Source organism: Flavobacterium sp. (assembly GCF_040379285.1).
Lineage (GTDB): Bacteria > Bacteroidota > Bacteroidia > Flavobacteriales > Flavobacteriaceae > Flavobacterium.
In genome coordinates this window covers 1-24860 of the sequence record NZ_JBEILJ010000016.1, presented here as the reverse complement: position 1 = coordinate 24860, position 24860 = coordinate 1, and the positions used below count along the sequence as shown (strand labels likewise).

At 41.0% G+C, this 24860-nt stretch carries 13 protein-coding genes and 1 pseudogene; 3 read left to right on the top strand and 11 right to left on the bottom strand.

Annotation, left to right across the window (positions count from 1 at the left end; genetic code table 11):
* The first annotated feature begins 62 nt into the window (after positions 1-62).
* Positions 63-356 (top strand): HU family DNA-binding protein, encoded by a 294-nt coding sequence (locus tag ABWO12_RS05255; protein WP_353087729.1) that lies wholly within the window; start codon positions 63-65, stop codon positions 354-356.
* Positions 357-695: 339 nt separating this feature from the next.
* On the top strand, positions 696-2246 hold the full coding sequence (locus ABWO12_RS05250; protein ID WP_353087728.1) for an Rne/Rng family ribonuclease: 1551 nt from the start codon (positions 696-698) through the stop codon (positions 2244-2246).
* 142 nt (positions 2247-2388) lie between these two features.
* Here ABWO12_RS05250 and pbpC read toward each other — a convergent pair whose 3' ends face one another.
* The 4 genes and pseudogenes from pbpC to ABWO12_RS05225 form a co-directional block, all read right to left on the bottom strand.
* Positions 2389-4728, bottom strand: a complete 2340-nt coding sequence (gene pbpC, locus ABWO12_RS05245; protein WP_353087727.1) for a penicillin-binding protein 1C — start codon at positions 4726-4728, stop codon at positions 2389-2391.
* Positions 4729-4843: 115 nt separating this feature from the next.
* Positions 4844-5431 carry a transposase gene (locus ABWO12_RS05240; RefSeq protein WP_353087726.1) on the bottom strand — a complete coding sequence of 196 codons (588 nt, stop codon included), beginning with the start codon at positions 5429-5431 and terminating at the stop codon, positions 4844-4846.
* Between the two features lie 89 nt (positions 5432-5520).
* Positions 5521-11192 (bottom strand): annotated as a pseudogene (locus ABWO12_RS05230) (alpha-2-macroglobulin family protein).
* 82 nt (positions 11193-11274) lie between these two features.
* Positions 11275-11715, bottom strand: coding sequence for a nucleoside deaminase (locus ABWO12_RS05225; RefSeq protein ID WP_353087723.1), 441 nt, complete (start codon positions 11713-11715; stop codon positions 11275-11277).
* Positions 11716-11753: 38 nt separating this feature from the next.
* Here ABWO12_RS05225 and ABWO12_RS05220 point away from each other — a divergent pair, with 38 nt between their 5' ends.
* Positions 11754-13523: a 1-deoxy-D-xylulose-5-phosphate synthase gene (locus tag ABWO12_RS05220; RefSeq protein WP_353087722.1), complete on the top strand. Its 1770-nt coding sequence runs from the start codon at positions 11754-11756 to the stop codon at positions 13521-13523.
* A gap of 30 nt (positions 13524-13553) precedes the next feature.
* On the opposite strand, the gene ABWO12_RS05215 is transcribed toward ABWO12_RS05220, so the two are convergent.
* The 7 genes from ABWO12_RS05215 to ABWO12_RS05185 all read right to left on the bottom strand — a co-directional run.
* Positions 13554-14447, bottom strand: coding sequence for a peptidase associated/transthyretin-like domain-containing protein (locus tag ABWO12_RS05215; RefSeq protein WP_353087721.1), 894 nt, complete (start codon positions 14445-14447; stop codon positions 13554-13556).
* A gap of 178 nt (positions 14448-14625) precedes the next feature.
* Positions 14626-17310, bottom strand: coding sequence for a T9SS-dependent M36 family metallopeptidase (locus tag ABWO12_RS05210; protein ID WP_353087720.1), 2685 nt, complete (start codon positions 17308-17310; stop codon positions 14626-14628).
* An 85-nt stretch (positions 17311-17395) separates the two neighbouring features.
* Entirely contained in the window at positions 17396-18727 is a 1332-nt protein-coding gene (locus tag ABWO12_RS05205; RefSeq protein WP_353087750.1) for a deoxyguanosinetriphosphate triphosphohydrolase, read from the bottom strand.
* A 142-nt stretch (positions 18728-18869) separates the two neighbouring features.
* Positions 18870-21296: a ribonucleoside-diphosphate reductase subunit alpha gene (locus ABWO12_RS05200; protein ID WP_073361932.1), complete on the bottom strand. Its 2427-nt coding sequence runs from the start codon at positions 21294-21296 to the stop codon at positions 18870-18872.
* A 135-nt stretch (positions 21297-21431) separates the two neighbouring features.
* Positions 21432-22409, bottom strand: a complete 978-nt coding sequence (locus tag ABWO12_RS05195) for a ribonucleotide-diphosphate reductase subunit beta (protein WP_353087719.1) — start codon at positions 22407-22409, stop codon at positions 21432-21434.
* Positions 22410-22822: 413 nt separating this feature from the next.
* Positions 22823-24412 (bottom strand): T9SS type A sorting domain-containing protein, encoded by a 1590-nt coding sequence (locus ABWO12_RS05190; RefSeq protein ID WP_353087718.1) that lies wholly within the window; start codon positions 24410-24412, stop codon positions 22823-22825.
* 219 nt (positions 24413-24631) lie between these two features.
* Positions 24632-24860 (bottom strand): hypothetical protein (locus tag ABWO12_RS05185; protein WP_353087717.1); only part of this gene is annotated, 229 nt, incomplete at its 5' end.

Sequence of the window (24860 nt, the reverse complement as noted above, 5' to 3'; positions counted from 1 at the left end):
TTTTTTAATTCCTATATTTGCACTCTCAAAAATTTACACATAATTATTAAATACGAAAGAAAATGACGAAAGCAGATATCGTAGCGAAGATTTCAGAGAAATTAGGTCTTGAAAAAGGAGATGTTCAATCTACTGTAGAAGCATTTATGGAAGAGGTAAAGGCTTCATTAGAGAACGGAGACAATGTATACCTAAGAGGATTCGGTAGCTTCATCATCAAAACAAGAGCAGAGAAAACAGGTAGAAATATTTCCAAAAATACTACCATCAAAATTCCAGCCCATAACATTCCTGCCTTTAAGCCAGCTAAAGTATTTGTTGAAGGTGTAAAAGCTAAAACCGAAGTAACAGTCTAAAAATATTTATTAATCACAAACAAATTAACCTATGCCAAGCGGTAAAAAAAGAAAAAGACATAAGGTTGCGACGCATAAACGTAAAAAAAGAGCTAGAGCAAACCGTCATAAAAAGAAAAAGTAGTTTTTAACTACTTTTTTCTTTTTACACGTTCCTTGAAATTACGGGAAAAACTTAAAAAAAATCGAATTAAATGCCGTTTTTTACGTTGTTTTACGTTTTAAACCTAAACAATCGTTATTTTTTCCATTTTTCCCAACGGGTAAACAACCTGTATAAATGTTTAATCCATCCTAAAATTGGTCTTTTTGACCTGTTCCGGGATAAAAATTTACATCATGAATAAAGAACTTATCATCCGAAAGAGTTACGATGCTGTAGATTTTGCCTTACTAAAAGATGGAAAACTCATTGAATTACACAAAGAAGAAGAAGATCGAAGCCAATTTTTGGTAGGCGATATTTTTATTGCCAAAATTCGAAAACCAGTCCCAGGACTCAACGCTGCCTTCGTTAACGTTGGATTCGAGAAAGATGCCTTTTTGCATTATCACGATTTGGGACCCAATCTCACTTCTTATTTGAAATTCATTAAACTTGTAAGCACAGGTAAATTAAAAGATTTCTCCCTAAAAAACTTTCCGTTTGAAAAAGAGATTGATAAAAATGGTGCCATCGCCGATGTGTTGAGCGCTAATCAATCGGTACTAGTTCAAGTGGTCAAAGAACCCATTTCCACCAAAGGACCGCGCATCAGCTCTGAGCTGTCGTTTGCCGGGCGTTATTTGGTGTTAGTGCCGTTCTCCGATCGGGTTTCGGTTTCACAAAAAATCAATTCACGAGAAGAAAAAGACCGACTTAAAAAATTAGTTACCGCCGTCAAACCAAAAGGATTTGGTGTTATTGTGAGAACAGTAGCCGAAGGCAAATCAACAGCCGAACTCGAAAAAGACTTGCAAAATCTGATGAACAGATGGGTTGCAATGTGTAAACGATTACCTACGGCACATCATCCGTCGAAAGTATTGAGCGAACTTACCAAAGTTTCTTCTATGCTTAGAGACATTTTCAACGATACCTTCACTGGAATCACCGTTGATGATGAAGTGTTGTGCCAACAAACCAAGGACTATTTAGCCGAAATAGCGCCGGAGAAACAAAAAATTGTGAAGCTTTATCAAGCCGTCGATCATCCGATTTTTGAACGGTTTCATATTGAACGACAAATCAAAACTTCCTTTGGGAAAACGGTTTCCATGAGTAAAGGAGCCTATTTGATTATCGAACATACGGAAGCGCTTCATGTCATCGATGTGAATAGCGGCAACCGCTCAAATAAAGCAACCAGTCAAGAAGGCACCGCTATGGAAGTCAATTTGATTGCAGCTACAGAAATTGCGAGACAGTTGCGACTGCGCGATATGGGTGGGATTATTGTTATTGATTTTATTGACATGCAAAATCCAGAAAATCGCAAAGTGCTCTATGATCATCTCAAAGCCGAAATGAGCGATGACAAAGCGAAACACAAAATTTTGCCTCCGAGTAAATTCGGATTGGTCCAAATTACACGACAACGGGTGCGACCTGAAGTCAACATTAAAACACAGGAAGAAGATCCTAGCCAAGGATCACAAGGCGAAGTCGATGCGCCCATTTTGTTAATCGACCGCATTGCTTCCGATATTGAACGATTAAAAGACAGTCAAAATAAGTTGGTGCTCAATGCCCATCCTTTTGTGGCTGCCTACCTTACCAAAGGTTTTCCATCTTTACGTTTGAAGTGGTTCTTCGAACATAAAAAATGGGTGAAAATCATACCTCGTGATGCTTACACGTACCTCGAATACCGTTTCTTTAACGAAGAAGGAAACGAGATTAAAGAATAAACAAAAACCGCCTTTCGATGTGAAGGGCGGTTTTTTTGTTTTGGGCAGCAATTCCGGCTTTCCGCTGTATCTCCCTCCTAACGTCGGGAGGATGCCGCTGCAACCTGCCTGCCGGTAGGCAAGTCCGGGCTGCATCATGGTATCAATCGCGTATCAACTCAACTTTACGCTTGATTTCATTGCCTTTTTCATCCACTACCGTCACACGATGTACACCCGTTTGGGCCGTAATCTGCATTTCGTGAAAGGTTTGGGTGGTTCCCAAAAATCGGTCATCCACATACCAATATAATTTGGCTTCTCGATTGGAATGGGCTACCTTAAATACCACGGGCTGTATCACACCGTTGAAGTTTTTGGTCAAATAAATTTTACTCGTAGCCCGCGGATAAATAAAATCCATTTGAACTTGTGTTTCTCCCACACAATCCACTCGGAAAGGCGGTAAGGGTTGGTAATCAATATGTAAACTCTTGTAATACCATTCCCAAACCGGTGGCAAGACAAACCATTTTTTGGTTACAATTTGGTCTACTGAGACACAATTGCTATTCACACGATATTGTTCGGTTGGGTCCAAATGAACCAATTTATGATACGGGCAAACTTTGGTTTTTGATCCTTTTAATGGAATCCATTGTTTTGATTTAGGACAGTCGTCTTGGGCGATATGTCCGCTTTGCATACAAATTTCTGCTTGTTCCAAATCGTTTAAGGGTGCTTTAAACCAACCCGACTTGGATAATGTATTAAAAACATCAAACAAAATCGGAGCTGCACTGTCCACACCCGTTAATTCAGGTCGGCCTTCTCCCGATGCATTTCCTACCCAAACGCCCACCACATATCGTGAATTGGTTCCAATCGCCCATGCATCGCGATTTCCAAAACTCGTTCCCGTTTTCCAAGCAATCGGTAAAGCAGAATCATAAAACTTCCAAGCTTCATCGCCTTCCGGACGGTTGACTTCTTTCATCGCCGTATAGGTGAGGTAAATCGAACCCGCTCCGAAAATGGTTTTATCAAAAGAATCGGTTCCGAAATCATGTTCTTTTCCTTGCATGTAATTCAAATCTGCAAACTCTTGACTGCGGTATTTTTTGGTGCGGTTGTAATAATTTAAGGTCGACGTCATATTGGCATAGGTCTTCGTTAAATCCCAAAGATTACTTTCTGCCCCACCCAAAATCAAAGACAATCCATAATGATCGGGATGTTTGTTGATGTTTTTTTGACTTAACTTTTGCAAGGTTTCATAAAACTTCGGTATCCCGTGTTCTTGCAACATCAAAACCGCGGGAATATTCAACGAACGCGATAAAGCGCGCTGTGCAGGAACGGCACCGTCAAAGGTTTGATTGAAATTTTGAGGTGCATAGCCCGAAATTTGAGTCGGAATATCCGCTACTAAAGTGTTCGGTAAGAGTTCGCCCTCATCCAACATTGAAGCAAACAAAAGGGGTTTTAAAATACTTCCCGTACTTCGCGGAGCGCCAATAATGTCTACATCTTTACCGTGTTGCATATCCGTAGGGGCATTGCCCACATAACTCACGATATTGCGGTTTTGTACGTCGATTACAATCACCGCCAAATTATGGACTTCATTCTGTTTGTATTGATTGTAATAATAACTCGCAATTTGATTCACCCGATTTTGCAAGGGCAACTCAATGGTTGTGGTGATGCGTTCACCCGGTTGTTTTTTGACCACCCGTTCCAATAGATGAGGGGCCAATTGGGGTAAATCATAGGGTTTTTGCGGTAACGGTTCTTTCAACGCCAATTCGTAAGTGAGTTGGTCAATCTCTTTATTTTGGTATAATTTTAATAATAAGGCATTCCGTTTTTTCAATAATTTTTCCTGATTTTTTCCCGGATAAATCAATCGAGGAGCATTGGGTAATACCGCTAAGGTTGCACTTTCTGCCCAGGATAACTGATGTGCTTGAACACCAAAGTACCGCCAGGAGGCCATTTCAAATCCGACTACATTTCCCCCAAAAGGCGCATGTGCCACATAGAGTTCGAGAATCGTATCCTTGGAATGGCGAAACTCCAATCGCGTCGCCAAAATGATTTCTTTTATTTTCTCCCAATAGGTGCGGTCTTGATTATTCCGCGACAGGCGTATGACTTGTTGTGTCAACGTACTTCCACCGCGAACGACTTTTCCTGCCGCCCGATTTTGTTGTACGGCTTTGTAAATGGCAATTGGATTGAATCCCCAATGGTGGTAAAAATGTTCGTCTTCATAATAGACAATGCATTTTTTGAATTTTTCGGGAACACTATCTTTTGCTGGAAAACGCCATTGACCATCGGCAGCAATTTTTGCGGCCAATAACTGGCCATCCGAACTTTCAATTACGGTAGCGTAGGGGACTTGAAACAGGGTGCGGGGCAGTGAAAAATAATAAGCCAACAGTAGTAAAAAAAGGACTGTTGCTTTTTTGGGATGCTTACGTACACGCGTTTTCACTGCATGGTAAAACAGTAAAAGCTTAGATTGTAGGAAGTGAATAAATATGTAAAGCTGTTTTTGCAATGGCTTGTTGATTAATACCTAACAGGTTTTTGAAACCTGTTAGGTTTGTTTATTGTTCAAAAAATAGAATATCCTTCAAAAGTTCAAATTTTATTTTTTTTAAATCATGTTCGTGTTTAAAATTATCAATCCCTCCAAATAATGCAATTATATATTGACGGGTCAACAAGGTTGGCTGTAGGCAAAGATAGGCTTTATAGGAGGTGTGTTTGTACGACTCAAAATCAGAACAAACTTTGTGGTATTCGGGATTTAAATGTACAAAAGCAACCGCTTGAATCAGGGTTTCATTGGAACTGATTCGATTCCTTTTCAGATGCTCTTGGAATAAACTACCTGTTCTTCCGTAGGCTTTATTTATTGCCTTTGCATAGCTGTTAAAAAAGTTGGCAAAGGGTAAATGCAATTTGTCTTCAGTCACATTTATTAACTCCTCTTGTTCTTTTATTTTTAAAATGATATGAAAATGATTTTTCAGCAAACAATAGGCATAAATTTCAGCAATTGGATGAATATACTTCTTCATAAGGTTTAAAAAATAAAGATAATTTCGTTCTTCTAGGAATAAATTTTCTCGATTGTTCCCTCGGTTGTAAACATGGTAATACCCACCATATTCAAATAGTTCTCGTTTCATTTTGGCTTATATTATAGACCTAACAGGTTTCGAAACCTGTTAGGTCTGGTTAAACTAGGCTTATAATTTTTCCAACCTATCGCTATAGGCTACTCATTTACCACTTCCACCCATTGTCCTTTAGTTCGAGCAATGAATTCATGGTCATACATCGCTTCACATTGTAATCCAGGTAAATAGTATTTTCCGAGGTAGGAAGCGTTCAATAATAACTTAAAGGTACGGGTTTCTCCCCCTTTTAGGCCAAAATAATAGTTGGCGCGGTCATCGCGAATATCCATATAATCCACCGTGTTGTCGGTTGCATTGCCATATTCGGTATACCGAGTATTTACAATTTCAAATCCAGACGGAATGATTTGTGTCAAGGCAATGTTTTCGACATAATCACTCTTTAAATTGGTTAGAGTTACTACCGCAATAAACTCGGTACCTTGCGTGATTTTACGCACATCAATTTTGTTCCCTTTGCGATCTTTAAACACCAACGAAGCTTTCACATTGTTTTCCATTGGCTTTTCTTTTCCAACCGGAAGAATTCCGCTGTTGTAAACCCGAACGAACAAAGTGTTCTTCAAATTATTTTTCAAAGTGACATTATTTGAACCGTTTTGGACCACTAAGGTACGTTGCGAAAGCGATTTTGCCGAATTGATTGTCTCCGATTTCCCTTTTTGAATCACATTCACATTCATCCCTTTTCCACCATTGGATTGGGCAAATTTTGACATAGCATACAAACAGTAGGCTGATGTTTGCGTACTCATCCATTCGTCAGAAGCCATATTTTTGGCCAATTTTGTTGCCAATTGAAACGCCTGCGTTTTTTGACCCAAAAGAAGCAACGTTTCCAACGCCATGGCACGATTGCGTTCCCGCGAACCGTAGTAATAGTCGTAATAGTTCTCGTCTGTATATTCCTCATCGATTTTAGCTCGTGAAAGTAATGCCATACCTGCATTATTTTGTTTCAATAAGGCAAAAGTTGCCGCTAGGCGTAATTTGGCTTCATTGGAGATATCGCGAGTTTCTCGCAAACGGTTCATCGAAGCCAAGTCAGGATTCCCCGCCAAAGCCAAGGTATATAAACGATACGCTTGTGCTATATCATTATGACTTTCAAAACGCCACTGTTTGGCAGCCCTTTGTTGGTAAGCAATCCATTTTGCTTTAAACATTGGCGGCAAAGCATACCCTTTTCTCTCGGCTTCAAGCAAGAAATGTCCGGCATAACTGCTTCCCCAATCGTCAGCATAATTATTGCCGGGCCAATAACTCATACCACCACTTGCGGTTTGGAATTTCGATAAACGTTGGATTCCTGCAGCGACGTTGCGTTGAATTCGATTTTTGCGACTCGTGTCCACATCCATTATGTCCATCAAATACAATTGTGGAAATACCGAGGATGTCGTTTGCTCCACACAACCGTGAGGGTACTGAATTAGATACCCCATTCGGCGACCAAAATCAACAGTAGGCATGGACGAAATTTCGACCACCGCTTTATTACTTCCCGCAATTCCGAAGGTTTTCCAGTTGACGGATTTACTCGGATTCGGATTCAAAACAACATCGGTATAAGAAGTAGTTACCGGATTCGGGTTGAAAATATCAACTTCAATTTCGTAAACGGAGCGTTCTTTGCCCGAAGTAGCGATCACTTGTACTTTTCCAACACCCGTGACATTGGCAATTTTTAAATTAAAAAAGGCCATTTTTTCATCGGGACGGGCAAAAGTAACCGATTGTGTCGCTTTTCCTGCAATCACAATGCCGCCACTGGTTTTCACCTGTACCGTTACATTTTTCACCTGATTTTCCATAACGAATAGCGTCACCGGTAAGGTTACTTGTTCCGAGGGTGTAACTTTTCTTGGGAACGAAGCCAAGACCATCAGCGGACTGCGAACAGGTGTTGTTTTTTCAATACTTCCATAAGCATTGCTATCGGCATTGGCGGCAACTACCATGGTGCGCACCGAACCAATGTATTTCGGCAACTTGATTTGGTGCGTTTTTCGGCGCCTTTTTCTAATTTAAATGGACCTAAAAATACGACCACAGGTTTGAAACGATTGGCCTTTTTCGATTTGCCACCGCCTGCATCAGCGTCACCACCAATACTGAAAACCTGATTCACACGGCCACCATAAGCGCCAATCACATCATTGTAAATATCCCAAGTGCGCACACCCAAGGCTTCGCGTTTGTAAAAATCATCCCAAGCATTGGGCGTTTGGAAACGCGTAAGATCCAACAAACCTTCATCGACTATCGCAATGGTATAGGTCATGGCTTTGCCTTGCTGTTCGCTGACTTTGATGTTTACCGTTTGCTCGGGTTTTAAAACTTCAGGCATCACCAATTTAGGTTGTAAAACCGTCGATTTATCCGTTACCCCAATCGGAACTACGCCATACATGCGAATCGGCGCGTCGTTTTTCGTAGAAGAATGCGGTTGTAATAAGGTTACATTAATGTACACATTCGGCGCCATCTCGGCGGTAATCGGTACATCAATTGTGGTTTCACCCGATTTTGTTTTGGCCCATAATGTTTTTAAAACTTTGGAACCATTTTCTATCGAAATCAATGCCCGTCCACCCTCACTAGATGGTAAAAACACTTTTGCAGTTTCACCCACCGCGTATTCTTTTTTATCGGTATTAAAACGTAAAACAGTAGCTCCATCGCCATCAACATTGCGGGAACGCGACGACCAATAGGGATAATCTAAAAATACAGTTGTTCCAGAAGCATGTCCACTCGTTGGGTCGATAACACGTATTAAATAGCGCCCCCAATCATCGCCAGGTACTGAAAATACCACTTGACCACGGCCAGAAGCATCGGTGTTGATGCGGAATAACTTATACGAAGTGGTCACGTTAGCCGTGTTGTAATTGGATAAATCTTCGTTCGAAGCATCCCACCACCAACGTGATTCCAAACGGTAGACGCGAACTTCCAAGTTTTTCACCGCAACGGGGTTTCCGTTTTCATTTACCGAAATGATTTCGTAACGGTTGTTTTTGTCGGTTTCGATTAAACCGTATTTATTTGGATCGGGCGCTTTTATGCCGACATAGGTTTTATAGGGAGAATAATTAACAGCCGCAACATCAGTACTTACATCACCGCCTTGTTCGTAAACTTTGGTAATGAAAGCCGCGCGAAGCATACCTGGAGCTTGTCCTTGAATGGTCGGATTAATCGGAATCGAAACTTGACCATTTTCGTTGATTTTTCCAGAAAAAATATTGATTTCTTCGGTGGAAAAATTACGAGAAGGATCGTCAAAAATATAATTCGAATACCCTTTAAAACTGGTAACTTGTTGAGAAAATTTGGCTTGTACTTCGGTTTTTAAATTTTTTGCGATGGCACCATGTAACCAAGTCACTTGAACGGTATTGGTGTTTTTTTCACCCGCAGAAAGCATTTTACCATTAAAACTATTTTTAATTTTTAAACGGTTGGGCTTAATGGTTTCAATTTTAATGCTTTTGTAAAAATGAGCACCACCCACACTAATCCGCGCTTCCCAATTCCCCGTAGGCGCATCGGCTTCTGTAGGAATCATAAAGGCATAATGATTCAACTCGTTTTTGGTTTGAACCGTTTGATACACCGTTTTGCCTTTGGGGTCATTAAAGCGCAACTTAATCGGATGGTTTTCAGGAAGTTTATTGTTGTTGTCATTTAAAATAAAGGACAAATACACTTTGTCTCCCGGACGCCAAACGCCGCGTTCCCCGTAAATGTAGCCTTTCAAGCCTTTTTGCAAACTTTCACCCGAAACATCAAAATTACTTACCGACAATGAAAGTTCATCATCCAGCTTCACATACGTACTTTGATCACCTTTGGAAACTACCGCGAAGTACGCCATTTTCGTCAATTCGAAAGTCGCCATACCATCGCCATCAGTTGTAGTTTCGGCTAATTTTTGTTGTTGGTAGTTGAATAATTCTACTTTCGCCCCCGATTCAGGATCGGTTGTCACAATATTACTCACTGCAACCGTAACCGATTTATTATTGCCGCGTTTTACAATAACTCCCAAATCTGTTGCTAGAATATTTGTGCCGCGTTTGGTGTTGTAATAGTAATAGTTGGAACAAGGATCTTGACTTTCCATCCAGTTATAATCCTCCTCATAATAGTAATAATAACCGCCACCACCACTGTAGTTCACATCGTCTTCATTTTCTTCTTCTTCATCCTCATTGGAAGATTCCTCAGAAGTACCGTCGCATTTGTACAAAGCATATTTTTTACGGAACGAAAACTCAACTCGGTAAATCGCCCCAGGTTCGGGTTCGATAATTTTGGAAATATCCAATGCGTAAGTATTCCATTTGTTGTAATTATAGAGATTGTTCTGCTTGAGTTGCAAGGTGGTTTTCGCGATAGGCTGACTCACACGGCGCAAGTTTTGCGTGCCATTGAGTTCGTTGTCTTGCAAAAACTGAAGAATATTGTTCTTGTAAATTTTATAGATTTTTACGTCTACAGCATTTAAACTGGCCGCTTCAAAATTCACTTTTAAATTGTTCGAACTGGGGAGAATACTGCCGCTTTTTACCAATTTCACCCCCGGTTTGATGGGGTCGAAAATAAGTGTTTCAGAGTAATTTTCTTTGAGTTTAAAACCGTCACTGCTTTCAATTCCGGCAAACACTTCTACAAATTTATTGGCCGAAATCATTTTGGGTTCTTCCTCTTCTTCATAATCCGAAACCTCGTCGGAAGTGTTGATAACGGTTGCTGTTGAGTCTACTGCCATCGCCACGGTATCCACCGCCACTTCTGCGGTAGCTGCCACTTCGTTTTGTGCTGTTTTTTGGGTGTTGGTTGTGGGGCCGACATTGTCGAAATAGACTTTGAGCACATTGCCCATCGTGCTAAATTTCAAGTTGTCGGTGTTTTGTATGTTGACTAAGCCGGCAAAATTTTGGTCTTTTTTCAACGGATCCGAGAAATTGATTAAAATCGATTGGTTATTTTCATCGCCCGAAGTGATATGCACCACTTTAAATTGGTTTTTCCCCGGAATTTTAATTTCCACCGAACCTTCTTGGTCTTCGACATCGGCTTCGTCACCGTCCCATTTTAAGGTGATCGTGCTTTCATCGTCAAAGCGTTGAATGCTGTCAATAAGGAATTTGAATTCGGTGGGCGAACTCATTTCCTTGTCGATTTTCACTTTTAAATCATTACCGTTTTGGCTCGCCGAGAGGATTTTTTGTGCCAACGCAATATCCATTTCATCTGCGGTGCGAATCGTCCCGTATTGGTAATAATAGTTCTTGTTGTACGACTGTAAATCCTGGGTTTGAACAATAAAATCTTGCTTAATGGTCTTGAATGAAAAATTAAAAGCTTGGAGTTTTTCATCCGTTACGGTTGTCAATTTTTCCAAATTCAAGGTCACTTGGTACAAGGTGTTTTGTTCCAAGGGTTCCTCAGGAATAAAGGCAATCGTGTTGGAGGATAACATTTTCACTTTTCCATCCACACTTGGTGAAATGGAGAATAAATCATCATCCAATTCTTGCTCGGGATTCCAATCCTTTTTTTGGAAAGCAAGTTGCACCCGAATGTCGGATTTTGCAGGAATAAAACCAGAGGTAAAACCAGCAATGTACGCTTTAAATAGCGTAGGGTCAGAGTCAAAATCGGCAGCCGATTTTTTGGAACAAGCGGCTAGGGTCACAAGGACCATAAGCACAGACAGAAACTTAAAAGTTTTCATAAAATGGGTGAATGAAGATACGTTTATTTATTGGTAGGTGGGTTGCGGGATGGCGAAGAACGGGTTCGTTAGCGCAAATAGGTTAGCGTCTTTTTTTAAAAAAATCTTTCATCAATTGGGCGCATTGGTCGGCCATCACCCCCGAAACGACTTCGGTTTTGGGATGTAACTGGGTTCCCAAGGTCATAAACCCTCGTTGTTCGTCGCGGGCACCGAATACAATTTTGGAAATCTGACTCCAATACAACGCACCAGCACACATTTGACAAGGCTCCAACGTGACATACAACGTGCAGCCTTTGAGGTATTTTCCCCCAATAAAATTGGCAGCTGCGGTGATGGCTTGCATTTCGGCATGTGCCGTAACGTCGTGGAGCATTTCAGTGAGATTATGACTTCGGGCAATGACCCGATTTTCTACTACAATAATCGCGCCAACCGGAATTTCACCTTTTTCAAAAGCATTTTCAGCCTCAACTAAGGCTTTTTTCATAAAGTATTCGTCGGTGAAAATGGGTTCCATAAAAACAAAAATAGGAATTCAATTTGTACCTTTGACTTATGAGTCAACATTTACTCGAACAAATTCAATCTCCGTCCGATTTACGGCAACTCGATATCGCGCAATTGGAGCAAGTTGCTCAGGAATTACGGGATAAAATCATTAATGTGGTTGCGGTAAAAGAGGGACATTTAGGAGCGAGTTTGGGTGTTGTCGAATTGACCATTGCCTTGCATTATGTATACAATACGCCTGATGATTTGTTGGTATGGGATGTCGGGCACCAAGCCTACGGCCATAAAATTTTGACGGGTCGCAGGGATCAATTTGAAACCAATCGGCAAAAAGGTGGGATTTCGGGTTTTCCTAAACGTTCCGAAAGTGTCTATGATACCTTTGGCGTAGGCCATTCCTCCACTTCGATTTCTGCGGCTTTGGGGATGGCGCTTGCTTCCCAATTGAAAGGCAAACAACGGTCGCATATAGCAGTGATTGGCGATGCCTCGATTGCCAGCGGAATGGCGTTTGAAGGACTGAATCATGCGGGCGTAACCGAGGCCGATATTTTGGTCATTTTGAATGATAATGCGATCGGAATTGACCCGAGTGTGGGTGCCTTGAAAACCTATTTGACGGCCGTGAAAGAAGGGAAAAATCCGAAGCAAAACAACATGATCAAGTCGTTGAACTTTGCCTATTCGGGTCCGATAGACGGTCATGATCTCCGAACTTTAATCAAAGAATTGAAGCGTTTGCAAAAGGTGAAAGGGCCAAAATTTTTACACGTCATCACCACCAAAGGCAAAGGGTTGTTGCAAGCCGAACAAGATCAAGTAAAGTACCACGCGCCGGGGAAATTTGATGCGGCGACGGGCGAACTCATTACTAAAGAAGAGTCCCATTTGCCTACCAAATTTCAAGATGTTTTCGGTCATACTTTAGTAGAATTGGCGCAGCAAAATACCAAGATCATCGGAATTACCCCAGCCATGCCGTCGGGGAGTTCGATGAAATACATGATGGAAGCTTTTCCCGAACGCGCATTTGATGTGGGGATTGCCGAGCAACATGCGGTGACATTGGCTGCGGGAATGGCAACTCAAGGGATGGTAGTGTTTTGCAACATTTATTCGACCTTTTTACAAAGAGCCTACGACCAAGTAATTCATGATGTTGCTTTGCAAAAATTACCCGTGATTTTCTGTTTGGATCGTGCCGGTTTAGTAGGCGAGGACGGCGCTACGCATCATGGTGTTTTTGATTTGGCCTATTTGCGCTGTGTGCCCAATATGGAAATTGTTGCGCCCCTAGATGAAGTAGAGTTGCGTCAACTGTTGTATACCGCTTCTTTAGGATTGGAAAATCCGATTGCGATTCGGTATCCACGGGGTCGTGGCGTAGGTTTGGATTGGAAAAAACCCTTTCAAAAAATAGACTATAAAAAAGGAAAAATACTGCATCAAGGCTCGGATATTGCGATAATAGCAACGGGTTTTATTGGAAATAATGCACTTGCCGCTTTAGCTGATTTTGACTCAAAAGAAAAGGTCGGTTTGTATCATTTTGGTTGTGTTAAACCGCTAGATGAAGCGCTTTTGCATACCATTTGTAAGCAGCATCGGGTTGTAATCACTTTAGAAGATGCAACGATTGAAGGTGGATTGGGCAGTGCTGTCGCCGAATTTGTCACCACGCACGATTATAAACTTCCTGTATACCGCTTGGGGATTCCAGATGCGTTTGTTGAGCACGGAACGGTTGGTGAGTTGCAAAAAGATTGTGCTATCGATGTTGCGGGTATACGGCGATTACTGAATAAATTGCTTTAACCGTTTCGGTTTTTTAAAACCAATTAAGCTTCAATTTGTGATTATTTTAATTCCGAAAGAAGCATTAGGTAAGTTGTTGTAGGTGACATAATCTTCCACTTTCTTTTTAAATTTTTCCATGGAAACCCATGAATAAAATGAAAATCGATTTCTTTCAAATGTATTTTTTGCATTAGACGAATCATTTAATTCAATGTAACCATTGCCTACTAAGGTATTTTCAAACGTATTATTTTCTTCATCTAGATTCCCTAACCATTCAATGCCAAGAAAGGCTCCGTTGGCAGGTAATTCCAAATCATACGCCCGAACATTGAACTCGATTTTTTCTTTTTTTGATTCTTCGGAAATAATGACAATGTCTTGCGTGATTAATTCACGTTTTGGTTCGCCAGTTAAGGAGTCCCGTTCATAAAGATGAATTTTAAATCCTACTTTGTTTTTTGAATGATTTCTTATTTTAAAAAGTACCGATTGAATAGGTTTTGGCTCATGGTAAGGATTCTCAATAAAAGTGCAAATCTCCATTCCCGTAGCTGCCCCCAATAATGATTTCAGTTTTGTAGTGTAATTCCCTAATAATGCCGTTTCTTTTTTTGCCTTTGGGTCAATAACTACTTCATTTAAATGATACACTACTGGTTTTAGCAGTAATGTATCATATTTAATTGAATTTTGTACAAGCTCTAAATTTTCATATCCAATACAGGATAACACTATTTTTGTATACTCTTTTTCTCTTTTTATTTCAAAAAAGCCTTTTTCATTACTATAGCCGCCACCTTGTATGGTCTTACCATTATACAAAAAATAGGACACATAGGGAACAGGCAAATGTGTGCTGTCATCAACTGCAATAAATCGTTGTGAAAAGGAAATACATCCCACATGTAATGTGATTGTGATCAAAAATTTTCGAACCATAAATATGATTTTGGCGAATAGGTTTGAATAAATTTAATTTAATAAAAGTAAGTATTTGTGGATGAAGTTTGTATTGAGGTTACCATATGTTTAACAAAATCTCACTAAAAAAAGAAGTGCGATTTTAATTGAATTTGACATAAAGAAAAACGAACCCTTTTGAGGTCCGTTTTTCGATTTAGTTTTTGATGATTTTTTCGATGATTTGTATGCTTTCTCCAGTAGCTTGAAGCAGGTACATTCCCGTTTGGAAGTTCCCGATTGGAATTCGGTTTATATTCCCGTTGCTCCATTGGGCTTGGTACACGACACGGCCGTGGATATCGATCAAACGAACCTCCAACGCACTGCTATAGTTGGGGAGCTCCACAAAGACCTCATTGGTCGCTGGGTTAGGATAAACCCGGTACGTGAGGCTGTTTTCAAATATAGAAGTTCCCAATGCGGTACAGTTGGGGCCAGGCGCCGGTTGCGTAAAGTCTTCTACCTGATCGGCGGAGTCGTTACGATTGCCCGAACTGGCATTAATACCGAGACCTCTGCGGGCAAAAACTTCCCAAATCATACAATAATCTGCACCGCCTGTAGTGGCTTGATCGGCAGCGATTAAAGCATCGCGGGCTTCCGTAAAAGAAGGATTACAGGGTTGCAATTTCAATCCGTCCAGCACCAAGCGCATCACACGGTTGTTTCCTCCCGTTCCCGTATATTTATTGTTGTCATACCCATATTTGGCAACATAAGCCCAGGTTAAATCCCAAAGCATGGCACACCAAACTTCACCGATATTATGAGGTGAAACGGTACTATTCCCGTCGGCATCGGTGATAAAGTTATCGTTTACTGTGGCAAATGTACTCGGGTTAATAGTCATATCAGTAGTATACGGAAAACGGCGTATCCCTCGTCCTGTGGTAGACTGACTTACCGCAAAAGTTCCAATCCCTTTGGGCGTTGTTCCTAAATCTCCTGGCTTCATTTGCAACATCAAGGCAAACCAATCCGACCAGCCTTCGCCCATTTGCTCTTCATTGGTTAAGCAGTTGCTTAAACTGGGTCCCCCCGTCAAACGATTGGAGATTCCATGGCCATATTCATGGGAAATAATTCCATTGTCAAAATCGCCATCGGTACTCACGAAAGGCGCTCCGTTGAGTTGTAAGCGAACATTTACCGAATTTCCAAATGTATTTCCGATCAAATTTTCCCCGTCGTCAAAACTCATACAAATCGCTGGGATTGTAATGGTAGCATCGGCTCCACTCATGCTCACAAATTCGGGTTCGGAAACATTATTCACGATAATCACTGCCACAGCTCCTCGCGTTTGTGCATTTTTGACTTTTACGGTGAAGTTGCAATTTCCACGACGAATAATGACGATTTTTCCATTCATCGCGGGTCCATTGGATGGAGGCACACACGCTTCATTTAAACCACCTGTCCCATCTTGATACAATACCAAATTCGATTGAATAAAGTTGGGCGCTTGCGGTAAACTCACAAAGCCAGGGTTGAAGACATTTTGTACAGCACGATAATTTCCAGCTACACTAGCAGGGCTATTTACGGTTACCGGAAAAATAGGAGGCGCTACATTCCAAACATACATTTGCATGCGTGGACGGGTTCCATCGGCTGGTGTGGAAAAGTTAGCATTGTTAAAAGTAGGCGTGTTCGAACGAGAACCGTCTTGCGCATCAGCCCATACAAAATCGGAACCTGATCCACCCCGACCGAAATTGTTTTGTTGGAAATTACCATTCTGCTCATTAAAACCGTATTGGTACCATACATCGTGTAAGCAATTGTTCATGTAAAACAAATTGGTTACCGCAGCATTAATGTAGGTATTGGGTTGCACACTTACTCCGCCATAAGGGAAGTCAAAGGTGAGACTACTTCCGCCATCGGGTGCATATCCATTGGCCGTGGGATTGGTCGAATGGGCTGTGGGATTCGTGTTGGTGTAGTCGGCACGGGCCCAAACATTATTGCCGCGGGTGTAGGTGTACTTCAATGTAGGAGTATTGTCCGAAAGATTGTTGGTATCATGCCATCCTTTGGGGGAGGCCAATGCATTGGCGGGACTGCTAATAAGTTGAAAGGGACTGTGGTTTGGACTTTCAAACTCAAACGGGATGACGCGATAATTCCCGCTTTGCACTTGTAAAGGACTTACCGCTTTTTGAACTGATTTTTCAAAAGAGAAAATAGGAGAAGCCGATTGCGCGGGGCTGTGCGGATGGTCAAATTGGCATCGTACTGTTAAATCGTTTTTTTGGACAATCGAACCAGAGGCCGCATCTGCATAGAGGCTCCATAAATGTTCTTGGTTGGGACTGTAAAATTCAAAATACCATACTTTTTGCAAGCGGTCGTTGACGGTAAGATAGCCTAAGGTAGCTTGAATAGGGTCATCTATAGCATCGCCGTTTGTGAGCGTTACCTTTGTTGCGCTTTCTTGTTTCAGCACAGATGGCGAAAGGGTATATCCTAGTTCTTGAGTTGCTTTCTGAAAAATTGTCGCTGCAGGTTGTACTTTTGTATTTCGATCGGCTTTTTGTAAAATTCTCGGAATGAAACGATCGCCGACTTGAATCACAGCGCTTTTTTTAACCCAAACGGTAGTTACGGATTCGAAAATAGGCAGCCCATCTAGGGTTTGTCGGATAAAATAATTGGTGATGCCTGTTGATTCAGAAGAAGTTTGGCTAACTACTTCCCAGTGGGCAATGTCACTTTCAGCCCATTTTTTGGTGATTTGTTGCTTTTGTAATGCTGTTTGAATAGCTTGTTTCGGAATCTCTTGCGCCCAAATACTGCTGCAAAGGCCCAGTAATCCCAGGTAAAATTTTTTCATAGCTGTTAGTTAATCTTTTCAAAATTAACGTAATCTTTTAAAAAAAACAACCGCAGCCCATTGATAGTCAGAAAATTAAGAAATGTTAACCAAGCATGTCGTAGTACAATACGGCATTTCCATCGGTCAAAAGCGAGATAAAATGGCAAATGTGCATCAATCGATCATACAAACTACTTTTTTCCAAGCGGTGTTTTTCGGGGAGTACTTTTAACAAAAGCGCATCGTAATTGGATGTTTTTCCTTCGTATTGATGGTTGTAAGCGGTGATAAATTTGTCCAATAAACTATTAATAATTTGGTAGCCTTTCAATTCTTTTTCAATGACCTCCCGACTTTGGTAAATGTTTTTGACACTCAATTTGATAATGTCATCCATTTGGGCTTTGTATTTGCTTTTGTCGGTTAAGGCATGATGAAATTCACCTTTCAAAATAGCTTCTTCATTTTCTAAAAATACTTTTACCGCATCATTGATGAGGTTACCAATGGCTAAGGCACGTAGGTAACTGATGCGATCCTCTTTGGTGGTTAAAGCATTGTATTTGTTGCGGTCAATGGTGTCTTTGACCAAATTAATGAGGTATTCCAGTGCGAAATCTTCGGAGACCAAGCCCAAGTTTATCCCGTCTTCAAAGTCAATGATGGTATAGCAAATATCGTCGGCGGCTTCGACCAAAAAAGCGAGGGGATGACGTAAATAGCGTAAATCTTCACTCGAGTTTATTTGGAGTAACCCCAATTCTTCAGCCACTTCTTGAAAAAAAGCTTTATCGGTTTGGAAAAAGCCGAATTTTTTATCGGAGATATTGGTTGTAGGTTTTTTAGGCAAACTTTCTTTGGGATACTTCATAAAAGCGCCCAAGGTGGCATACGACAAACGTAAACCTCCTTCAATGCCTGGACGCGTTCCCGTAAGTACCGAGAAACCATTGGCATTGCCCTCAAAATCAACCAAATCTTGCCATTCTTTGGGACTCAGTTGTTCTTTAAATTTTTGGCCGTTACCGCGCGAAAAATATTCCCCGATGGCTTTTTCGCCCGAATGGCCAAACGGCGGATTACCAATGTCATGGGCCAAAGCTGCTGCTGCCACGATAGCTCCAAAATCATTGGGTTGGTACCCGTGTATGGTGGCGAGGTAAGGATACTTTTCGATGATTTTTTTACCGACTAAACGACCTAATGAACGTCCTACCACCGAAACTTCCAAACTGTGGGTGAGGCGCGTATGTACGAAATCGGTTTTGGATAGTGGAATTACTTGAGTTTTATCTTGTAAACTGCGAAAAGGCGCCGAGAAAATAATCCGATCGTAATCGACTTCAAATCCCAAACGGGTATCGTCTTGCTCAATACGTAAGCGTTTGCCCGTGTCGCCTTGACGTTTCAGGGATAAAAGTTGTTCCCAAGTCATCATATAGTTTAGAATTTTCAGTAAACACAAATGTAAATAAATTCATTGTGGGGAATTATGGAATGATACAATAAAAAACAGCCACCATTACTGACAGCTGTTATCCTAATTTATAATTTAAAATTCCTAATTCATAATAAAACTAAGATCCGCACATTTCACAGTCCTCTGGACCGGCGTTGCGGGCGCGTTCGACCATCAATCGGAATTCTTCGGCGCTCATTTCACCCGATTCTGGGGCGATAACTTCTACCGCTTGGGGTTCGGGTTGTTGGAGGGTAACCGTAGGTTCTTCCTTTTTCTCATTGCTCAAAGTGAACTTGATGGCGTCAACCGCCGATTTAGTGCGTAGGTAGTACATACCGGTTTTCAAGCCGCTTTTCCACGCATAGAAGTGCATAGAGGTCAGTTTGGCAAAGGTTGCATCTTGCATAAACAAGTTCAACGATTGTGATTGGTCAATGAAATACCCGCGTTGACGTGACATGTCGATAATATCTTTCATCGACATTTCCCAAACCGTTTTGTACAAGTCTTTCAACTCTTGCGGAATGATGTCGATATTTTGAATCGAACCGTTGTGGCGCATGATTTCTTGTTTCAAGTTTTCATTCCACAACCCGTGTTTTACCAAGTCTTCCAACAAGTGTTTGTTGACTACGATAAACTCGCCCGACAATACGCGGCGGGTATAAATATTGGACGTATAAGGTTCAAAAGCTTCGTTGTTTCCAAGGATTTGCGACGTAGAAGCGGTAGGCATTGGCGCCAACAATAAGGAGTTGCGCACCCCGTGTTCCATCACTTCTTTACGCAGTGAAGCCCAGTCCCAACGACCAGATAAGTCGCTGTCTTTCAATCCCCAAAGATTGTATTGGAATTCTCCTTGTGAAATCGGCGACCCTTGGAACGTAGAGTAAGGTCCTTCTTCTTTGGCCAATTCCATCGAAGCGGTAACGGCAGCGAAGTAAATCGTTTCAAAGATTTCTTGATTCAATTGTTTGGCTTCATCGCTGGTAAAGGGCAAACGCATCATGATAAACGCATCGGCCAATCCTTGTACACCCAATCCTACGGGACGGTGGCGCAAATTGGAGTTCTCGGCTTCGGGAACGGGGTAATAGTTGCGGTCGATAACTTTATTCAAGTTGCGGGTCACGCGTTTGGTTACGTTGTACAACAATTCATGGTTGAATTTGCCGTCTTCGACAAACATCGGTAAGGAAATCGAAGCCAAGTTACATACTGCGATTTCATCTTCCGAGGTGTATTCCAAGATTTCAGTACATAAGTTGGATGAACGAATCGTTCCTAAGTTTTTCTGGTTCGATTTACGGTTAGCCGCATCTTTGTACAGCATATAAGGCGTACCTGTTTCGATTTGTGATTCTAAGATTTTCTCCCACAATTCACGGGCACGGATCGTTTTACGTCCTTTGCCAGCCAATTCGTAAGAGGTATATAATTCTTCAAATTTTTCACCATAGGTGTCATACAAACCAGGACACTCGTTCGGACACATTAAGGTCCATTCGCCGTCGTTTTCTACCCGTTGCATGAACAAATCAGAAATCCACATCGCAAAGAACAAGTCGCGGGCACGCATCTCTTCTTTACCGGTATTCTTTTTCAAATCCAAGAATTCGAAAATATCGGCATGCCAGGGTTCGATGTAAATCGCGAAACTTCCTTTGCGTTTTCCACCCCCTTGGTCAACATAACGCGCGGTGTCGTTGAAAACCCGTAACATCGGCACAATCCCGTTGGACGTTCCATTGGTGCCACGAATATACGAACCTGTAGCGCGGACATTGTGAATAGACAACCCAATACCTCCGGCCGATTGCGAGATTTTTGCGGTTTGTTTTAACGTATCATAAATTCCATCAATACTGTCGTCTTTCATGGTTAACAAGAAACACGATGACATTTGTGGTTTGGGCGTACCGGCATTGAACAAGGTAGGCGTTGCGTGGGTAAAGAATTTTTTGGACATCAAATCGTAGGTTTCAATCACCGACTGAAGGTCGTTTAAGTGAATACCCACCGCCACACGCATCAACATGTGTTGGGGACGTTCTACGATTTTACCATTTATTTTGAGAAGGTAGGAACGCTCTAAGGTTTTAAAACCAAAATAGTCGTAATTGAAATCGCGGTTGTAGATTACATGAGAATCCAAAAACTCGGCGTTTTCCATAATTACTTGATGTACTTCTTCAGAGAGTAAAGGCGCCTCTTGATTGGTTCTTGGGTTCACATAATGAAACATATCGTTCATGGTTTCGGAGAACGATTTTTTCGTGTTCTTGTGCAAGTTAGAAATCGCAATTCGGGCGGCCAACAACGCATAATCCGGATGGGTTACGGTCATGGCAGCAGCGGTTTCGGCGGCAAGGTTGTCCAACTCAGAAGTGGTCACACCATCATATAAGCCTTCAATTACACGCATGGCTACTTTTACAGCATCGACCATTTCGTTTAGGCCGTAACATAATTTTTTGATACGGTCGGTAATTTTGTCAAACATAACGGGCTCTCTGTGGCCGTCTCTTTTTACTACGTACATATTAGTTTGGTTTTAGGTTATGAGTTAGACAATCCCTTCTCTAACTCGAATTGATTTTTGATGCGGAGACACGGTGTGCCAGCCCGAATCGGTTGTAACTCCTCCCGGAGCAGTATTTACGTTTGATTTTGCGAATTAAAAATCAGCGTCGAAGCTAATTTTCTGTGTGCTGGAGTCATTATTCATAACGCCTGCTTTTTGGTATTCAGAAACGCGTTTTTCAAAGAAATTTGTTTTTCCTTGCAACGAAATCATGTCCATGAAATCGAAGGGGTTGGTCACGTTGAATACTTTATTGCATCCCAATTCTACCAACAAACGGTCGGTTACAAATTCGAGATATTGGGTCATTAATTTGGAATTCATTCCGATCAAACTCACCGGTAACGATTCCGTGATGAATTTACGCTCAATATCTAAAGCATCGGTTAAAATTTCGGTAATGCGTTCTTTCGAAACTTTATTCACCAAGTGGTGGTTGTGTAGGTGAACGGCAAAATCGCAATGCATTCCTTCGTCACGTGAAATTAATTCGTTGGAGAAGGTGAGTCCGGGCATTAACCCGCGTTTTTTCAACCAGTAAATCGAACAAAACGATCCTGAAAAGAAAATACCTTCTACGGCAGCAAAAGCAATGAGTCGTTCATTAAAATTGGGCGATTGCACCCATTTCAAAGCCCAATCCGCTTTTTCTTTGATGGCAGGAAAGACTTCAATGGCATGAAACAACTGATTTTTCTCGGCCTCATCTTTTACATAGGTATCAATCAAAAGCGAATAGGTTTCACTGTGAATGTTTTCCATCATCAATTGGAACCCGTAGAAAAATTTTGCCTCGGGGTATTGCACTTCACTGACGAAGTTTTCGGCCAAGTTTTCATTGACAATCCCGTCTGAAGCCGCAAAAAAGGCCAAAATATGTTTGATAAAATAGCGTTCATCATCGTTCAATTTGTTGTTCCAATCGGTTAAGTCTTGGTGCAAATCGATTTCCTCCGCCGTCCAAATACAGGCTTCTTGTTTTTTATACCATTCCCAAATATCATGGTGTTTGATGGGGAAAATTACAAATCGGTCTTTGTTGTCCTGTAGAATGGGTTCCGCAATTGCCATAGTGTTTTTCTTTATTAGGATTTTATTAACGTTATTCTGACTGTTACAAATTTGGTCAAATACCCGTAAAAAAGAAAGTCAAACTTATCCACAATCGGCTTTAGTTTTTAACAACGCGTAAGAAAATTCTTGTTTTTAACTATTTTATAACGTATTGAAAAACAAGGAAATAGAAGTTCATTTTTTGATAAAACGCTGAAAAATCAAGGGTTTTCGGAAAAGGAGTAAATAATTTTCGTTGGGTTTTCGAAGGCGCTGAATGTTGTTGTAATGTAAATAAAAAAACCGCTTCTGGGATAGAAACGGTTTTTAGTTTTTTGGATACACCTTTTACTCTTCGCGCTCGCTATCAATATAAGTCTTGTTTCCGTTTATAAACAATTAAAACAAGCATAATTGAAGCGCTAATCCGATTACATTTTTAGGATTTTAAAAGTGTAGTATAGGTCATTCACCGTATTGATTTTTAAAATGTAAACGCCATTTGCCTCAGGGAGTTCAATTGCAACTAATCCTGACACATCGATTTGATGGGAGAGAAGCTGGCCCAAGGGAGAATACAAATAAAATTGTACAGTTTCCCCATTGGGGTTCCATTGAATGGTTACATCACTTGTAGTTGGGTTGGGAAAAACAGTCATATCATATTTTGAATGTTCTAAATTGCCTAGAGTTTCTGTTAGACGTAGTGTCCAATAGTCATATTGACCAATAGGCCCTTCGGTTAATGTACCAGAAAGTGGAGAAGTAGCTACTCCTGAGAAAGACAAATCGCCATTAGGGAGTTCTACTATACTGTTAAATCCTTCTTCCCAAATACCACCATACACTTGCTGCCAGATAATATTTCCCGTTTGATCAATTTTAAGCAACCAATCATTCTTACTGCCTTGACCAATAGTTGGCAACGATTTCTCTCCAGAAACGGGAGAGTTTGAACTACCGCTCAACACTACATTTCCATCCTGTGTTTTAATCATTTCAAAAAGGCTTTCTGTTAAATTTCCACCAAGGGTAAATTGTTGGGTTAAATTACCTTGGGCATCGAGTATTGTAATCCAAAAATCATCAAAGCCTCTTGTGTTTTCACTTTTTTCTCCTGAAATAGAAGAGTTAGAATCGCCTCCTATCCAATAAGAATTCGGACTGTATTCAAATGAACAATATGCAATATCGAAATTTGATCCACCAATTGTCTTTTGCCAAAGGATGTTACCGCTTCCATCTATTTTTAGAATCCAATAATCATGATTTCCTCTTGAATTTTCGGTTTTATCACCTGAAATTGGAGAATTGGAGAACCCAGATAATAAATAATTCCCATCGGACAATGGACAAATCGAAGATAATATATCGTTGCCAATGCCACCATAGGTTTTATTCCATACCACATTACCCACACCATCAATTTTAACCACCCAATAATCTTGGAAACCTCTATTGCTTTCCGTTTTATCGCCCGAAATAGCTGATTCAGAATATCCACCTATTAAATATCCACCATCATTCGTCGTACAACTATCATAAGGTTCTTCATTTGATGTGCCACCCACTTTATTTTGCCATAAAATAGTACCAGAATCATTGATTTTCATCACCCAAAAATCCAGACTATTATTAAGACTTGCTTCGGTGCAATCTCCAGATACTATGGAGTTTGAATATCCTATAAGTAAATAATTCCCATCGTTTGTTGGAATGATTTTAGTCGCTACATCAATCGTTTCGCCGCCTAATGTTTTATCCCATACTACTTGACCTTGATCATTAACTTTTAGTACCCAATAATCAAATTCTCCTTTTGAATTTTCTGTTTTATCAGTTGAGGCATTTGAATTGGAGTATCCACAAAGGACGACGCTACCGTCGTTTGAAGAAGTAGAGGCTCTACAAATATTGATTGAGGAACCTCCCAATCGATTCTGCCACATTACGATTTGAGTTTGGGAAAAGGCGTTTACAGTCACCCACAACCCTACAAAAAGTTGAACTATTTTTTTCATACTACTACTTTATTTAATTACATGGCACCCCAGCTACGCTAAGTTGTTGCCCGGGCAGTGCATTGGGGTTGGTATTGAGTTCTAATTTTTCCCATTGGGTAAGGTCGTTGTTTGCGGCTCTGACAGATAATTAAATTACAACCTGTGATGTAACTACAAAATACAAAAACGATATTCATAAATCTAAAAAAATCCTATCAAAAGACAGGATTTACATTTTTAAGGTTGTAACAATAAAATAAAGTCCCTCGCTGGGAGCGGATTAGGCGGAAGCACCGTTCCTGCGGGTTTCCATCGAAGTCTCCACCCCATACTCGCTTGTAAAGCGGGTTGTCCATTGACCGTTATTCTTTTGAGTAATAATTGCCCTGAAGATTCACTCTCACTATGACTTATGCTCGTTGCGAGGGTTTTTTCACCCACTTCACACCCAAAACACAACGGACTA

Coding starts and splice junctions, on each gene's coding strand:
- ABWO12_RS05225 (WP_353087723.1), bottom strand. CDS start 11,715: ATGGAACCCATTTTCACCGACGAATACTTTATGAAAAAAGCCTTAGTT.
- ABWO12_RS05195 (WP_353087719.1), bottom strand. CDS start 22,409: ATGGCAATTGCGGAACCCATTCTACAGGACAACAAAGACCGATTTGTA.
- ABWO12_RS05205 (WP_353087750.1), bottom strand. CDS start 18,727: ATGACTTGGGAACAACTTTTATCCCTGAAACGTCAAGGCGACACGGGC.
- ABWO12_RS05200 (WP_073361932.1), bottom strand. CDS start 21,296: ATGTACGTAGTAAAAAGAGACGGCCACAGAGAGCCCGTTATGTTTGAC.
- ABWO12_RS05240 (WP_353087726.1), bottom strand. CDS start 5,431: ATGAAACGAGAACTATTTGAATATGGTGGGTATTACCATGTTTACAAC.
- ABWO12_RS05250 (WP_353087728.1), top strand. CDS start 696: ATGAATAAAGAACTTATCATCCGAAAGAGTTACGATGCTGTAGATTTT.
- ABWO12_RS05190 (WP_353087718.1), bottom strand. CDS start 24,412: ATGAAAAAAATAGTTCAACTTTTTGTAGGGTTGTGGGTGACTGTAAAC.
- ABWO12_RS05255 (WP_353087729.1), top strand. CDS start 63: ATGACGAAAGCAGATATCGTAGCGAAGATTTCAGAGAAATTAGGTCTT.
- ABWO12_RS05210 (WP_353087720.1), bottom strand. CDS start 17,310: ATGAAAAAATTTTACCTGGGATTACTGGGCCTTTGCAGCAGTATTTGG.
- ABWO12_RS05220 (WP_353087722.1), top strand. CDS start 11,754: ATGAGTCAACATTTACTCGAACAAATTCAATCTCCGTCCGATTTACGG.
- ABWO12_RS05215 (WP_353087721.1), bottom strand. CDS start 14,447: ATGGTTCGAAAATTTTTGATCACAATCACATTACATGTGGGATGTATT.